This is a genomic window from Stenotrophomonas sp. KH_029, from assembly GCF_057839765.1.
Genome location: NZ_CM174498.1, coordinates 1,549,270 through 1,564,122, shown reverse-complemented (window position 1 = coordinate 1,564,122; position 14,853 = coordinate 1,549,270). Strand labels below are relative to the sequence as shown.

Sequence of the window (14,853 nt, the reverse complement as noted above, 5' to 3'; positions counted from 1 at the left end):
ATGCCGCCGCCCCCGCACCTGCGCCTGGTCGAACCACCGCCACGCCGCGCCGCGCGTGCGCCGCTGCGCTGGCGCATGGCGCTGTCGTGCGCGCTGCTGGGCGCGTTCTACCTGCTGCCGTGGCTGCGCTGGGATGGGCGCCAGGCCCTGTTGTTCGACCTGCCGGCACGCCGCTTCGATCTGTTCGGCCTGACTCTGTGGCCGCAGGACCTGGGCGTACTGCTGGGGCTGCTGGCCGTACTGGCCACGGCGCTGGTACTGCTCACCCAACTGGCCGGCCGGGTCTGGTGCGGGCATGCCTGCCCGCAGACGCTGTGGAGCGGCCTGTTCGGCTGGATCGAGCGGGCCACCGTGCGGTGGCTGCGCCGGCCGGCCCTGGCGGCGGTGGCCAGGCACCTGCTGTGGGCGGGGGTCGCGCTGTGGACCGGGATCACCTTCGTCGGCCTGTTCAGCCCGATCCAGGCCCTGATCGGCGACCCGGGGGGACCGGCATGGAGCGGCTGGGAAACCTTCTGGGTGCTGTTCTACGCACTGGCCACCTGGGGCAATGCCGGTTTCCTGCGCGAGCAGGTATGCCTGGACCTGTGCCCGTTCGCACGGGTCTGCCCCAGCCTGTGCGACACCGATACCCCGCAGATGCACTACCTGGCCCGCCGCGGCGAACCGCGCGGGCCGCGCCCGCCCGGGCAGGGCGGCGTAGCCGACCGCGGCCGCGGCCTGCTCGATGCGGTCAGTGCCAGCGACTACAGCTTCCGCGCCGCGCACCCGGCCCTGGCCGGTCCGCTGCCACGCTTTGCGTCCGACCGCCTCGGCGATTGCCTGGACTGCCGTGCCTGCGTGGACGTCTGCCCGATGGCGCTGGATATCCGCAGCGGCCCGCACCCGGACTGCATCGCCTGCGGCGCCTGCGTGGACGCCTGCGACACGCAGATGCGCCGCTGGCACTTCCCGACCGGACTGATCGCCCGTGCCAGCCCCCGGGCCATGCAGCAACAGCCCACCCGCTGGCTGCGGCCACGCACACTTGCAGCACTGGGCACCCTGCTGGTGCTGCTGGGAATTGGTCTGTATCGGCTGTAGCCCCCATCCCCCATCACGCCCACCACTCCCCCGAATGGCGCCGCTTTCCCGGCCGCCTTCAGCGCGTACGCGTACTGCGTGGCGGCACCATCTGCGCACGCCGGACAATGCCCAGCTGTTCGATGATCAACGCCAGATCGTTGGTGACCTGGGTACGGCTGCGCCCCTTGGGCACCAGCCGCTCAAGCACCTGTTGATATGTGGTCCAAAATTCCGGGCCGCAGCCGTGTTTGCTGTAACTGGCTTCCAGCTCGGTGCGCACGCCATCAGCCAAGTCATGTACGTCGTAATGCATACGACCTCCCTTGGACTTGCCCTGCATCGGAGACGAGCAACCACCCTGTTTTAAGCATCACGCAAAAGACCATCACATACTGCAAAGAATTCACCTGCGGTTCACCGGAAACTTGCACGGTCTTCGCCCCAAGTCAACCACCAGCGCCACGGCGGCTCAAACACCGCTGAACGGTTCATACATCCCGGTGCACTGAAGACAGCATGCGCCGGCCCTGTAGCACCTTTATGTCAGCTTTGCCCCCTGCCGCCCCATCCCCCATGCGTCGAGACAACGCCGGGCCAGACGGTTGGCCTGCGGCGCCGGCGCGGCGCTTCAGCGGGGGGCCGGCAGCTCGCCGAACGGCTCCATCCGGTGCACTACCAGGTCGGTCAGCTGGCCCAGGGCGCTTTCCACCGCCGGCCCACCGTTCACCGCATGCACAAAGCCCGCCCACTCGCCGTTGACCAAGCGCTGGGTCAGCGCCGGCTCCACCCCCAGCCAGCGCATGCTCCAGTAAGGAAAGAAGCGTTGCGGCACGCGCCCGCGGTTGAGTTCACGGATCTGGTGGTGGCTGCGCGCCTGCACGATGCGTTCGTACACTGCATGCACGCCGTCCTCGGGGCCTTCGAAGTACTGCAGGAAGCGCCCACCGTCAAACAGCAGCACACCGGTGACGCCGGCCACCGCATTGAAGCGCACGGCGTCTTCCACCAGCGCATCCAGACCGGCATTGGACAGGTCGGCCAATGCATCGCTGACATAGGCGATGGCGCGAAGGGGCATGGGCGGAGTCTCCAGGGGAGTGCCTATGCTGGCACTTTCAGATACCTAAATAAAGTTGCCGGCTGAAGCGTTCACACCGAGGTGAAGCGCCGGGGCCCGCCAAGGCTGGGGCCAAACGCAAAAAGCCCGCTTTCGCGGGCTTTCTGCGTGTATCTGGAGGCCTGGACGGGAATCGAACCCATCTAAACGGATTTGCAGTCCGGTGCATAACCACTCTGCCACCAGGCCGGTGACCCTACCGATCATCGAGGTAATCGCTACCCGATAAAACAAGACCCCGAGAACGGGGCCTGGTCAGGATTTGGAGCGGGAAACGAGACTCGAACTCGCGACCTCAACCTTGGCAAGGTTGCGCTCTACCAACTGAGCTATTCCCGCAAAATCAGGCGCATATGATACCGAAACCACCGGCAGCACACCAGCCCTTTCACGCTTTTTTTCGCATCTGCGCCGGCCAGGCCGATCAGCATGCCCGCGTGCCACCGCGGAGAAAAACAAGGCCCCGAGGGGGCCCTGTCGAAATTCTGGAGCGGGAAACGAGACTCGAACTCGCGACCTCAACCTTGGCAAGGTTGCGCTCTACCAACTGAGCTATTCCCGCAGACTTTCGCTTGCCCCGACCGCACCGCACCCTGGGGCGCTGGAGGCTGTCGGCCCCTCGACCTGCGTCGAAGGAGCGCCATTGTGTCGATTTTCCTTCACGCCGTCAACATCCTTGTTCAGCGGTTTGCGCCCATAACTACGGCACCATCCGCATCCCGCGCCGATGGAAGTAGATCTGCTCGGCCACCCGCCGCAGCGCGCGCGAGTGCAGGGCCAGGTTGAGCGGCCAGTCCATCTGCAGGTGATCCATCGCCCAGCGCAGCGCGCGCTTGGCGCGGAAGCGCGGCGCGGCGCGGACCGCGACGGCTTCGGGTGGCGGCCCCTTGCCGCGCAGGTGCAGGGCGACCGCATCGCCCACTGCCCAGCCATGCCGCCAGGAGGAATGGATGCCGCCGGCCGACAGCGGTGAGACGATGCCGGCCGCATCGCCGGTCAGGATCACCCCTGGCGCTGCGATCGGTCCATCGGGCAGGCCGCAGGGCACCAGCCCGGCACGGGTGGCGCTGGGCCGGGCCGAAGCGGGCAGGCCCACCACGCTGCGCACGTGCTGCGCAAAGCCCTCCAGGTCCGGTTGGCGCGCGCGTGCCGGGTCATGGCGCAGGGCCAGGCCGAGCTGGATCCCGGTGGGGTTCTGCGCCACCCAACCAATGTAGCCGGGCGCGAAGCGCGTGCTGGCAAAGTAATGCAGCGCGCCGGCCTCGGGCAGTTGCACCCCGGAAAATTCCTGCTCGACGCCGTATAGCGCATCCTGCACGCGGCCCAGGCCGGTGCGTTGGGCCACCCGCGAAGTCGCGCCATCGGCACCGACCAGATAGCGGGTACGCCCTGCCCCGTCCACCTGCCAACCCTCGCCATCGCGCCGGGCCTGGGTGAAGGACTGCTGCAGGCGCAGGTCCACGCCGCTGGCCTGCAGTTGCGTGGCCAGCCAGCGCATCAGGTTGGGCGTGTCGGTGGTCATGAAGTAATAGCCCGGCGCGGCCAGCAGCACGCTGCGCAGGTTGGGCGCATACAAGCGCACCCGCTCCACCCGCTGCACCAGTTCGGCTGGCAGGCGCCGCAGCCAGGTCTGCTCGACCACTTCCTTGACCAGGATGCCGGTGGTATGCAGCCGCGCACCCGGGTCGGCCTTGCGCTCCAGCACGCACACGCGCAATCCGTAATGCGCCGCAGCCAGTGCACAGGCTGCACCGGCGAAGCTGGCGCCGACCACGACCAGGTCGTAGTCGGCAGTGGAGACGGTGTTGTTCATGCGCGGCGCGGTCCGGTTCAAACAGGATGCACAGCATTCCCGCCCGTCATGGAGAAGCGATGGGCTGACGGTGAAGCGGCGGTGAAGTCGTCGCGCGCGTTACCTGACGCAGAAGTGAGGGGCAACTCGTAATGAACCCGGCTTACCCCATGCAACAAAAGTGATGAAAATCACAATTTCACACGGAAAGGGCCCGCATTCTGTGCGGTGCCGGTAGTCGCCCCTTCCCTGTCGCTCGTCCAGGAAAAATGCTCATGCATGCCCCTGCCGTCCGCCTGCCACCGAGCAGCGACTACGCGCCACTACCCGACTTCGTCCAATCACGGGTGGACGGGCATCGCATCGACCGCGTACAGCAACGCTGGTCAGGCCAGCACCTGCTGCACGGCCAGGCCCCGGGCAGCGACGCCCTGCTGCTGTCGAGCAATGACTATCTGTGCCTGGCCGGTGAAGATGCGCTGATCCAGGCGCAAGCGCGGGCGCTGTTGCAATCGCACCACCAGCTGTTGATGTCCGCGGTATTCCTGCACGGCGACAACCCGACCACCCGGCTGGAACAGCGCCTGGCACAGTTCAGTGGCGCGCAGGACAGCATCCTGTGCCAATCCGGCTGGGCCGCCAACGTGGGATTGCTGCAGGCCATCGCCAGCCCCAGTGTTCCGGTGTACCTGGACATCCACGCCCATATGTCGCTATGGCAGGGCGCGCAGGCCGCCCAGGCCCGCGCGGTCGCCTTTGCGCACAATGATGCCGGGCACGCCGAACGGCAGATTCTCAAACACGGGCGCGGAGTGATCGCGGTGGACGCGGTCTACAGCACCAACGGCAGCTTATGCCCGCTAGCGGATTTCGCCGAGCTGGCGCACCGCTACGATTGCATTCTGGTGGTGGACGAATCGCATTCGATGGGCACCCATGGGCCGCAGGGTGCCGGCCTGGTGGCCCAGCACCAGCTGTTTTCCAAGGTCCACTTCCAGACCGTCAGCCTGGCCAAGGCATTCGCAGGACGCGCCGGCCTGATTACCTGTGCCAGCGCGTTCAAGGACTACTTCGCAATGGAGTCGTTCCCGGCCGTCTTCAGCTCCAGCCTGCTCGACCATGAGCTGGCATGGTTCGGACAAGCCGCCGATTTCCTCCAGCGCGCCGAGCAGCGCCGCCATCGCCTTGGCCACATCAGTGGCCAGGTGCGCACCGCGCTGGCCGGGCTCGGCTATGCGGTGGAAAGCGGCAGCGAACAGATCATCGCCCTGGAACCGGGGCTGGAACTGCTGAACCTGAAGCTGCGCGACGCACTACAGTCACGTGGGATCTTCGGCTCGGTGTTCTGCGCACCGGCCACGGCGCTGAACCGCTCGCTGATGCGCCTGTCGATGAACGCCGGGTTGAGCGATCTGGACGTGGAACGGCTGATCCACACCTGCGCGGCAATCCGCGACGAAGTGGAATTGACCAAGTGGCGGCAGCCGCGGCGAGGAACCGGCCGCCTGTCGCACTGAGCAGGGGTGTTTTGAACCTGCCCGCAGTAGCATGCCTGCTGCTGCCCATCGGTATAACGCCGCCCCATCCTCATGAACCGCGCCTCCCGCAGAAACCTCAAACTGCTCCTCGCCGCGTTGGCGGTCAGCGCGGTCATGACCAGTTGCACCTCCAACCTGGCCTCCAACGCGTGGCTGCTGCTCACCGACCGACACAATTTCATCCCGGCCGAGTCGTCGATATTCTTCTTCGACCCGTACCTCATCGACTCGGGATCCGGGGGCTACTGGCACTACGGCAAGGACCGCAAGTACTACTACCACTTCACTTACGACCCTGCAGCCCCCTATCTGTACATCCCCATCGACAACACGTGCTCCCATTTCAATCGGGAGGACGTCAGCACGTGGTGCAGTGCCAAACCTGGCCAACCGCGATGACGGGGCGGGCGACCAACGCAAACGAAAAAAGCGACCTGAAGGTCGCTTTTCGCGTTTGCGCCGCGCTGCGGTGAAACCGCAGCGGACGCCTTGTCTGGAGCGGGAAACGAGACTCGAACTCGCGACCTCAACCTTGGCAAGGTTGCGCTCTACCAACTGAGCTATTCCCGCTTGGGAGGCGAAATTCTACAGCCAAACACGGGGCTGTCAACAGCCCTCAGCCGTTCTTTTTCGCCCGGGCGTTTTCGCGCGCGGCACGCTCGTCCTCGCGCAGGCTCGGCCACGCCGCGTGCAGGTACTGCAGCCCGGAGAACAGGGTCAGGATCGAGGCGATGGCCAGGGTCCAGTCGCCGATATGGAACACCGGGATGCCCATCCAGATTTCCTGCATCGGCGTATGCGGCGCCACTGAATACAGCAGGCACAGCAGCGCCACCATCTGCGCGGTGGTCTTGATCTTGCCGATCAGCGCCACCCGCACCTTGGCACGCTGGCCGATTTCGGCCATCCATTCGCGCAGCGCCGACACGGCGATTTCACGGCCGACGATCACCGCCGCCCACACCGCCATCCATGCCGTGGGATGCCCCTGCACGATCAGGAACAGGGCCACGGCCACCATCAGCTTGTCGGCAACCGGGTCGAGGAAGGCGCCGAAAGCCGAGGCCAGGTCGTAGCGGCGGGCGATCCAGCCGTCCAGCCAGTCGGTCAACGCGGCCAGGCCGAAGATCGCCGCCGAGGCGAAATTGGTCCACTTGTAGGGGAGATAGAACACCAGCACCAGCACCGGGATCATCAGGATCCGCAGCAGGGTCAGCCAGGTGGGGAGGGTCAACTTCATTGCGTCTCTCTACTCGCCCGCAGTGGGCGTGGGCAGTCCATGCAGGTTAGCGTAGATGCGTGCGGCGAGGGCGTCATTGATGCCCTCCACGTTGGCGATTTCCGCCTCGCCGGCGGCCTTGAGCCCGGTCAGGCCGCCGAAATGCTTGAGCAGGCTGGCGCGGCGGCGCGGACCGATGCCGGGGATATCCTCCAGCTTGCTGGTCATGCGCGCCTTCTGGCGGCGCCCGCGATGGCCGGTGATGGCAAAACGGTGGGCTTCATCGCGCACCTGCTGGATGAACTGCAGCGCCGGGGAGGCCGCGCCGGGGCGCAGCTCGCGGCCATCGGGCAGCACCAGTGCTTCGTGCCCGGCCCGGCGTTCGGCGCCCTTGGCCACGCCGACCAGCATCACCCCTTCCACGCCCAGGTCGGCCAGCGCGGCCTGCGCCTGGCCCAGCTGGCCGGCGCCACCGTCGATCAGCAGCAGGTCCGGCAGCACGCCGTCCTCTTCGACCGCGCGCCGGAAGCGCCGCTCGATGGCCTGGCGCATGGCCGCGTAGTCATCGCCCGGCTCGATGCCGCTGATGTTGAAGCGACGGTACTGGCTGCGCACCGGGCCGCTGGCGTCGAATACCACGCACGAGGCCACCGTGGCCTCGCCCATGGTGTGGCTGATGTCGAAGCACTCCACCCGCTTGACCGGCTCGGCCAGGCCCAGCATCTGCCGCAGGTCTTCGCTGCGCGCATGCTGGGCGCTGCGGCTGGTGAGTTCGCTGACCAGGGTGATCTGCGCATTGCGGCTGGCCAGTTCGACGTAGCCGGCGCGCTCGCCGCGCACGTTCCACTTCAGCTGCACCTTGTGCTCGGCCGAGGCCGACAGCGCCGATTCGATCAGGCCGGCATCGGGAATCTCGCGGTCGAGCAGGATCTCGCGCGGCGGCGAATGCTCGACGTAATACTGCGAAACGAAGGCACCCAGCACTTCCTCGGCGCTCTCCTCGCCGTTGGTACGGGGGTAGAACGGACGCGTGCCCAGGTTGCGGCCGTCGCGGAAGGCCAGCAGCATCACGCAGGCGTTGGCGCCCTGGGTGGCACAGGCCAGCACGTCCAGGTCGGCGGCGCGGCCATCGACGTACTGGCGGGTCTGCATGCTGCGCAGCGCGGTGACCAGGTCGCGCAGGCGCGCGGCCTGTTCGAACTCCAGCGCGTCGCTGGCCGCCTGCATCTGGCTGCCCAGCTCGCGCGTCAGCTGGTCGCTCTTGCCCTCCAGGAACATCGAGGCGCGGCGCACCGATTCGGCGTAGTCCTCGCTGCTGACCAGTTCTACGCATGGCGCGCTGCAGCGGCCGATCTGGTATTGCAGGCACGGCCGGGTGCGGTTGCGGAACACGCTGTCTTCGCAGCTGCGCAGCTTGAACAGCTTGTGCATCAGGTTGAGCGTATCGCGCACCGCGGTCACCCCCGGGTACGGGCCGTAGTAGCGCCCCGGCACCGCGCGCGGGCCGCGGTGCAGCGCGATCCGCGGCCACGGCTCGCGGGTGAGCAGCACCTGCGGGTAGGTCTTGTCGTCGCGCAGGGAGACGTTGTAGCGCGGCGACAGCGACTTGATCAGCTGGTTTTCCAGCAGCAGCGCCTCGGCCTCCGAACGGGTCACGGTCACGTCCATGCGCGCGACCTGCGACAGCATCGACATGGTCCGGGTGGCCTTGGGCGTGCCGTTGAAATAGCTGCCGACGCGGTTGCGCAGCGCACGCGCCTTGCCGACATACAGAAGGCTGTCGTCGGCGGCGTACATGCGGTAGACGCCGGGCGCGGTACTCAGGTGCGCCGCGAATGCCTTGCCGTCGAAGGCCGGAGCGGTGGACGCGGTCATTCGCTGATCGGGACGTCGCTCAGAACGCCGCTGACCGGGTCGAAACGCAGCACGGCGTGCGCGTCGGTTTCGGCAATCCAGACCGCACCGCCGCCCAGCGCCAGCCCGGCCGGCCCATGCAGGCGCCGCGGCAGCTCCAGGGTGCTCAGCTCGCCGCCGCCCAGGCGCAGGGTGCGCAGCCGGCCGTTGCCGGCATCGGCGATCCACAGCAGCGGCGCATCCGGGCTCAGTGCGATCGCCTGCGGGTATTGCAGCTGGGCGATGGCGCGCGCGCCATCCTGTTCGCCGAACGCCCATGGGCCCTGCCCGACCAGGGTCTGGACCAGGTCGCCGCGCAGTTGCATGGCCCGGATCGAGGAACCCAGTGCATCGCACACGTACAGCACCTGCTGCACCGCGGCCACCGAGGCCGGCTGGGCGAACGCGGCCAGGTGAGCGCTGCCGTCGCGTTCGTCGATGGCGCCCGAGCCGGCACGCCAGTTCAGGGTGCGCTGGCCGAGGTGGTAGCTCCAGATGCGGTTGTCGCCGGCCATGGCGATATGGATCTGGTTGTCGGCCACCGCCAGCCCCTGCGGGTGGTTCAGCGCGGTCTGCCGCGGCTGGGCGACCACCCCTTCGGTGGGTTCGCCCGGGCGGCCGGTGCCGCACAAGGTGTCGACCTGGCCGGTCAACAGGTGGATGCGGCGCAGCGCATGGTTGCCGGTGTCGGCCACGTACAGCCACTCGCGTTCCAGGGCCAGGCCCTGGGGGCGGTGGAAGGCCGCTTCACCGGGGCCACCGTCCATGAAATCGGCGGTGCCCAGCCCGAACTGGCGCAGCACGCGTCCGCCGTGGCTGCATTCCAGCACGCGGTGGTGGCCGCTGTCGGCGATGTACAGGCGCTCGGTGGTGACCACCAGCCCCATCGGGAAACGCAGCGGCAGCCGCGGTTCGGGGTGCAGTTCGCGGGCCAGCGCCAGATCGCCGTCTACCGGGCGCGCGCCGCCCTCGCACAGCGCGCTGAGCGCACGTTCCAGTTCGCCACCGAAACCGACCAGGCGCTCACGCTCGCGGCCCTGCGCATCCAGCAGCACCAGGGTTGGCCAGGCGCTCACGCCGAAGCGGCGCCAACCGTCCCAGTCCGCATCCAGCAAGGCCGGGGCGGTCAGGCCCTGGCGGCGCAGCAGCTTGAGTGCCTGCGCCGGGTCGCGCTCGCAATCGAAACGCGGCACCTGCAGCACCAGCACCTGCAATTTACCGGGGTTGCGCGACTGCCACTGGGCCAGCTCGGCCAGCCGTTGCGCGCACCACACCGAGGCGGCGTTGACGAAGGCCAGCACCACCGGGCGCCCCCGCAGTTCGGTCAGGGTGGTCGGGGTGGCGTTGAGCCACGTGGCAAATTCGGGCAGGTCCTGGACAGGCTGTACGTTCATGCCCCGATTATGCCGGAGTCGGCGTCATGCAATCGTCGCGGCCGCGCCAGATTTGCGACGGCGGCCGCGGTCCGCTGCCGCGGCGACGCCGGACAAGCCGGCTCAGGCCTGCGCAGCCAGCCAGGCTTCGGCACGTTCCAGGTCGTGCGGGGTGTCGATGCCCGGCGGGAACTCGGCCGGCGACAAGGCCACGCTCAGCCGGTAGCCGGCTTCCAGCACCCGCAACTGCTCCAGCGATTCCAGCTGTTCCAGCGCACCGGGCGGCAGCGCGGCGAACTGGCGCAGGAAGCCGGCACGATAGCCGTAGATGCCGATATGGCGCAGCCAGTGCGGGCCGGCCAGGGTATCGCGCGACTGCGCGAAGGCGGCGCGGTGCCAGGGAATCGGCGCGCGGCTGAAATACAGCGCGTCCAGGTTCTGCTTGCGCACCACCTTGACCACATTGGGATCGAACAGGGTCTGCGCGTCTTCCACCGGGGTGGCCAGGGTCGACATCTCCGCGCCGCTGTAGACCAGCGCCTCGGCGACGGCACGGATGCCCTCGGCCGGGGCGAACGGCTCATCGCCCTGCAGGTTGACCACCAGGGTGTCGTCGGCCCAACCGGCCTGCGCGGCACACTCGGCCAGGCGGTCGGTGCCGGAGGCATGCGCGGCCGAGGTCATCGCCACCCGTACCGTGGACAGGCCCTGCAATGCCTCGGCGATGCGGGTGTCGTCGGTGGCCACCCATACCTCGCGTGCGCCGGCCTGCAGCGCACGCTCGGCCACGCGCAGTACCAGCGGCTGCCCGCCGAGCAGGCGCAGCGGCTTGCCCGGCAGCCGCGAGGCGGCGTAGCGGGCGGGGATGGCGACGACGAAATCGACGGCTTGGCTCATGCGGGGGCTCTCGGCGATGGCGCAGGGTGGCGGGGATGCAGGCGCCCTGGCCTGTGCGGCAGGGGCGGACAGTGTGCCGCAGGCGGCGGCGCCGTCAACGTTTGCCGAGCTTGTCCAGCCGGTCCAGCAGGTTGACCCAGAACGCGGCCGGCAGGTCGGCCGCCAGCGGCACGGCGAAATGCCATTCGTTGGCGAACACCTTGCACTTCACCGCGTCCTTTTCGGTCATCAGTACCGGCAGTTCGCTGCCAAAGCGCAGGTCGGCGGGCTGGTAGGCGTGGTGGTCGGCGAAGGCGTGCGGCACCACGCCGATGCCCTGCGCGCGCAGCATGTCGAAGAACCGCTGTGGGTGGGCGATGCCGGCCACGGCATGCACGCGCTGGCCGCGGAAATGGCTCAACGCACGCGGGCGGCCGCCGCTCAGCGGCTGGGCGGTGTCGATGTGCAGCTGCATCGGCCATTCGCCGAAGCCGCAGGCCGGCTGCGCGCCGACGCCATCGCTGGCCTGGCCCATGTTGACCACGCGGAAGTCGCAGTCCTGGGCGCGGCTGGCCGGCTCGCGCAACGGGCCGGCGGGAATCAGCCGGCCATTGCCGTAGCGGCGCTGGGCGTCGACCACTTCGATCTCGATGTCGCGCGCCAGCCGGTAATGCTGCAGCCCGTCGTCGCAGACGATGATGTTGCAACCCGCTTCGACCAGCGCCCTGCCGGCCGCCACGCGGTCGGCGTCCACCCGCACCGGCACGCCGGTCTTCCAGGCGATCAGCACCGGCTCGTCGCCACCGATGCCGGTGGCGGTGCCGGCCTCGACCCAGCGCGCCACGCCGGCATCCTCGCGGCCGTAGCCGCGGCTGGCCACGCCGGGTTTCCAGCCGGCCTCGCGCAGTCGGTTGACCAGGGCGATGGTCAGCGGGGTCTTGCCGGTGCCGCCGGCGGTGACATTGCCGACCACGATCACCGGCACCGGCAGCGAATGCCGCTTCAGCCAGCGCCGCCGGTACAGCAGCCGGCGCAGCGCGATGGCCGCGCCGTACAGCGGGGCCAGCAGCCGCGCCGGCCACGGAACCGTGCTGCCGTCATACCAGTACGACGGCGTCTGGGCGCCCTTGGCCGCCATCAGGCCTGCCTGTCGCGGAACTGCATCTTGTGCAGGTGCTCGTACAGCCCGCCCAGCGCCAGCAACTCATGGTGGGTGCCGCGCTCGACGATGCGGCCATGGTCCATCACCAGCACCTGGTCGGCATGCTCGATGGTGGACAAGCGGTGCGCGATCACCAGCGTGGTGCGCTCGGGCATCAGCCGTTGCAGGGCATCCTGCACCAGCCGCTCCGATTCGTTGTCCAGTGCGGCGGTGGCCTCATCCAGGATCAGGATCGGCGCATCGCGCAGGATCGCGCGGGCGATCGCCAGGCGCTGGCGCTGGCCGCCGGACAGCAGCGCACCGTTTTCACCGACCGGGGTCTGCAGCTGCTGCGGCATGCGCGCGATGAACTCCCAGGCGTTGGCCGCTTCGGCCGCGGCACGGATCTGTTCTTCGGTGGCGTCCATGCCGTAGGCGATGTTGGCGCCCACGCTGTCATCGAACAGCATCACCTTCTGCCCGACCATCGCCACCTGCCGGCGCAGGTCGGCCAGCGGGTAGTCGTCCAGGGCCACGCCATCGAGGGTGATGCGGCCGCCACTGGGTTCGTAGAAGCGCGGCACCAGCCGGATCAGGCTGGTCTTGCCGCTGCCGGAGCGGCCGACGATCGCGGTCACCGTGCCCGGCCTGGCCACGAAACTGATGTCATCCAGCGCAATCCCGGTGTCCTCGCGGTAACGCAGCATCACGTGCTCGAAGGCCAGCTCGCCCTGTGCGCGGCCGATGCGCCGGGTGCCCTGGTCGCGCTCGACCGGCATGTCCAGGATGCCGAACAGGCGCTCGGCGGCGGCCACGCCACGCGAGATCGAGGTCTGCACGCTGGTCAGGCGCCGCAGCGAGGGAATGATCGCCATCATCGAGGTCATCAGGCCCATGAACTGGCCGGCGTTGAGCTTGCCGGCCAAGGCCTCGCGGGTGGACACCCAGACGATTACCGCCAGCGCCAGCGCGGCCAGGAACTGCACCGTACTGGAGGCCAGCGCGCGGGTGGTTTCCACCTTCATGTTCAGGCCGAGCATGCGGTTGGCCAGCCGTGCATAGCGCGAGATCTCGTGCGCTTGGGTGCCATGTACCTTCACTTCCTGCTGCGCGGCCAGCGACTGCTCGGCGGTCTGGGCCATGCTGCCCATGCCGTCCTGGATGCCACGGCTGATGCGCCGGTAGCGCTTGCCCACGAACGAAACGATCACCCCGATCAGCGGCACCACCACCAGCATCGCCACGGTCACCTTGACGCTCATCTGCAGCATCACCACCAGCATGGCGATGATGGTCAGGGTGTCGGCAACCAGGGTCTTGAGCGCATCGGCACTGGCCTGGGTGACCTGCTCGGTGTCGAAGTTCAGGCGGCTGACCATCACCGGGGTGGCTTCGGAATCGAAGTGCGAGGATGGCAGGTGCAGGTACTTTTCCAGCACCTGTTCGCGCAGGTCGCGGACCACGCTGCGGCCGGTGCGGGCCAGCGTGTAGTCGCTGACCAGGGTGGCCAGGCTGCGCATCATGAACAGGCCCAGGATGGTCAACGGCAGGATCACCGCCATCTTCGGCTCGGGGTTGACGAAGCCGCGGTTGACCAGCGGTTCCATCAGCTTGGTGAAGTGGTAGCCGGCCAGCGCCTCGATGATCATGGCGATCACCGCCGCCACCATGAACACCCAATAGGCGCGGGTATAGCCGAGCAGGCGCTTGTAGATCGGCCAGATCGGCGGGTGTTGGTTACTCATGGATGCACCTCCGGCGCAGTAGCAATGGCAATGCGGCGGAAGCCGAGCTGGCCCAGGGCATCCTGGGCGGTGACAACGGCCTGGTACGGGGTGCGCGCATCGGCGCGCAGCAGCACGGTCTGCTCACGATCGCTGCCGGCCACGGCGGCGATGGTCTGCTTGACCGACTCCACGTCGGTGCGCAGCACTTCCTGGTCGTTGATGAAATAGCGCCCTTCGGCGTTGACCAGCACGCTCAGCGCGCGCGGCGGCTCGGCGTGGTTCTGCTGGCTGGCGGTCGGCAGCTGCAGCTGCAGGGTCGACCGCGCGTCGAAGGTGGTGGTGACCACGAAGAAGATGATCAGCACGAGGATCACATCGATCAGCGGGACCAGATCGATGTGCGGCTCGTCCTGGACCCGGTCATTGCGGATGCGCATCCGTCAGCCCTTGGCCGTGACCGGCGCCGCGGTGGCGGCGGGGTTGGCGCGGGCGGTGGCGTTCATCACCCCCGGGCGGCCGTCGAGCGCGTCCAGCAGGGCGCCGGCTTCCTGTTCCATCTCGATCACATAACCGCCGATGCGGCCCTTGAAATAGCGATGGAACATCAGCGCCGGAATCGCCACGATCATGCCGGTGGCGGTGCAGACCAGCGCCTTGCCGATACCGCCGGCCAGCTGGTTCACATCGCCCACGCCGTGGTCGAGGATGCCCAGGAACATCTGGATCATGCCCACCACCGTGCCGAGCAGGCCCAGCAGCGGGCCTGCCGAGGCAATCGTGCCCAGGGCGTTCAGGAAACGCTCCATGCGGTGCACCAGGTGCCGGCCGGCATCCTCGATGCGCTCGCGGATCTGGTCGCGCGGCCGGTTGCGCGCTTCCAGCGCGACCGCCAGCAGCGCGCCCAGCGGCGAATTGGCCCGCAGCGACTGGATGTGGCTGGGGTCGAGCTTGCCGCGTGCGGCCCAGTTGCGCACTTCCTGGCCCAGCCCGGGGGGCAGCACCTCGTTACGCCGCAAGGTCCAGAAACGCTCCAGGACGATCGCCAAAGCCAGTACGCCCAACAGCAGCAGCGGCACCATCGGCCAGCCACCGGCCTTGACCAGTTCCCACACGTT

14 protein-coding genes and 4 tRNA genes are annotated in these 14,853 nt (G+C 68.2%); 3 read left to right on the top strand and 15 right to left on the bottom strand.

The annotated features are described in order from the left end of the window. Positions 1-1,080, top strand: coding sequence for a 4Fe-4S dicluster domain-containing protein (locus tag AC3ITM_RS07170; protein WP_489269455.1), 1,080 nt, complete (start codon positions 1-3; stop codon positions 1,078-1,080). Positions 1,081-1,138: 58 nt separating this feature from the next. On the opposite strand, the gene AC3ITM_RS07165 is transcribed toward AC3ITM_RS07170, so the two are convergent. From AC3ITM_RS07165 to AC3ITM_RS07140, 6 genes are all read right to left on the bottom strand, one after another. Further along, complete coding sequence (locus tag AC3ITM_RS07165; RefSeq protein ID WP_489269453.1) at positions 1,139-1,375, bottom strand: hypothetical protein; 237 nt, start codon at positions 1,373-1,375, stop codon at positions 1,139-1,141. A 315-nt stretch (positions 1,376-1,690) separates the two neighbouring features. Next, positions 1,691-2,140, bottom strand: a complete 450-nt coding sequence (locus AC3ITM_RS07160) for a BLUF domain-containing protein (protein WP_489269451.1) — start codon at positions 2,138-2,140, stop codon at positions 1,691-1,693. A gap of 154 nt (positions 2,141-2,294) precedes the next feature. After that, positions 2,295-2,368, bottom strand: a tRNA-Cys gene (locus tag AC3ITM_RS07155). A 74-nt stretch (positions 2,369-2,442) separates the two neighbouring features. Beyond that, positions 2,443-2,518, bottom strand: a tRNA-Gly gene (locus AC3ITM_RS07150). 147 nt (positions 2,519-2,665) lie between these two features. Next, positions 2,666-2,741, bottom strand: a tRNA-Gly gene (locus tag AC3ITM_RS07145). Between the two features lie 138 nt (positions 2,742-2,879). After that, the gene (locus AC3ITM_RS07140) at positions 2,880-3,992 is read right to left on the bottom strand and encodes an NAD(P)/FAD-dependent oxidoreductase (protein WP_489269449.1); all 1,113 of its coding nucleotides are present in this window, start codon (positions 3,990-3,992) and stop codon (positions 2,880-2,882) included. 254 nt (positions 3,993-4,246) lie between these two features. Between AC3ITM_RS07140 and cqsA the strand changes: the two genes are divergently transcribed. Further along, positions 4,247-5,488, top strand: a complete 1,242-nt coding sequence (cqsA, locus tag AC3ITM_RS07135) for an alpha-hydroxyketone-type quorum-sensing autoinducer synthase (protein ID WP_489269447.1) — start codon at positions 4,247-4,249, stop codon at positions 5,486-5,488. Between the two features lie 72 nt (positions 5,489-5,560). Next, positions 5,561-5,908, top strand: a complete 348-nt coding sequence (locus AC3ITM_RS07130) for a hypothetical protein (protein ID WP_489269445.1) — start codon at positions 5,561-5,563, stop codon at positions 5,906-5,908. A gap of 95 nt (positions 5,909-6,003) precedes the next feature. On the opposite strand, the gene AC3ITM_RS07125 is transcribed toward AC3ITM_RS07130, so the two are convergent. From AC3ITM_RS07125 to AC3ITM_RS07085, 9 genes are all read right to left on the bottom strand, one after another. Then, positions 6,004-6,079 (bottom strand) — tRNA-Gly (locus AC3ITM_RS07125). A 46-nt stretch (positions 6,080-6,125) separates the two neighbouring features. Then, positions 6,126-6,749: a CDP-diacylglycerol--glycerol-3-phosphate 3-phosphatidyltransferase gene (pgsA, locus tag AC3ITM_RS07120; RefSeq protein ID WP_228887205.1), complete on the bottom strand. Its 624-nt coding sequence runs from the start codon at positions 6,747-6,749 to the stop codon at positions 6,126-6,128. Between the two features lie 9 nt (positions 6,750-6,758). Continuing rightward, positions 6,759-8,603, bottom strand: a complete 1,845-nt coding sequence (uvrC, locus tag AC3ITM_RS07115; RefSeq protein WP_489269443.1) for an excinuclease ABC subunit UvrC — start codon at positions 8,601-8,603, stop codon at positions 6,759-6,761. Then, positions 8,600-10,015: a hypothetical protein gene (locus tag AC3ITM_RS07110; RefSeq protein WP_489269441.1), complete on the bottom strand. Its 1,416-nt coding sequence runs from the start codon at positions 10,013-10,015 to the stop codon at positions 8,600-8,602. Before AC3ITM_RS07110 ends, uvrC begins: the two co-directional genes overlap by 4 nt. A gap of 102 nt (positions 10,016-10,117) precedes the next feature. Further along, positions 10,118-10,891, bottom strand: coding sequence for a 3-deoxy-manno-octulosonate cytidylyltransferase (kdsB, locus tag AC3ITM_RS07105; protein WP_489269439.1), 774 nt, complete (start codon positions 10,889-10,891; stop codon positions 10,118-10,120). A 94-nt stretch (positions 10,892-10,985) separates the two neighbouring features. Then, entirely contained in the window at positions 10,986-12,008 is a 1,023-nt protein-coding gene (gene lpxK / locus AC3ITM_RS07100; RefSeq protein ID WP_228887201.1) for a tetraacyldisaccharide 4'-kinase, read from the bottom strand. Then, entirely contained in the window at positions 12,008-13,756 is a 1,749-nt protein-coding gene (gene msbA / locus AC3ITM_RS07095; RefSeq protein ID WP_489269436.1) for a lipid A export permease/ATP-binding protein MsbA, read from the bottom strand. Before msbA ends, lpxK begins: the two co-directional genes overlap by 1 nt. After that, positions 13,753-14,175, bottom strand: coding sequence for an ExbD/TolR family protein (locus tag AC3ITM_RS07090; RefSeq protein ID WP_228887199.1), 423 nt, complete (start codon positions 14,173-14,175; stop codon positions 13,753-13,755). Before AC3ITM_RS07090 ends, msbA begins: the two co-directional genes overlap by 4 nt. Positions 14,176-14,178: 3 nt before the next feature. After that, positions 14,179-14,850, bottom strand: a complete 672-nt coding sequence (locus tag AC3ITM_RS07085) for a MotA/TolQ/ExbB proton channel family protein (protein WP_489269434.1) — start codon at positions 14,848-14,850, stop codon at positions 14,179-14,181. Positions 14,851-14,853 lie beyond the last annotated feature (3 nt).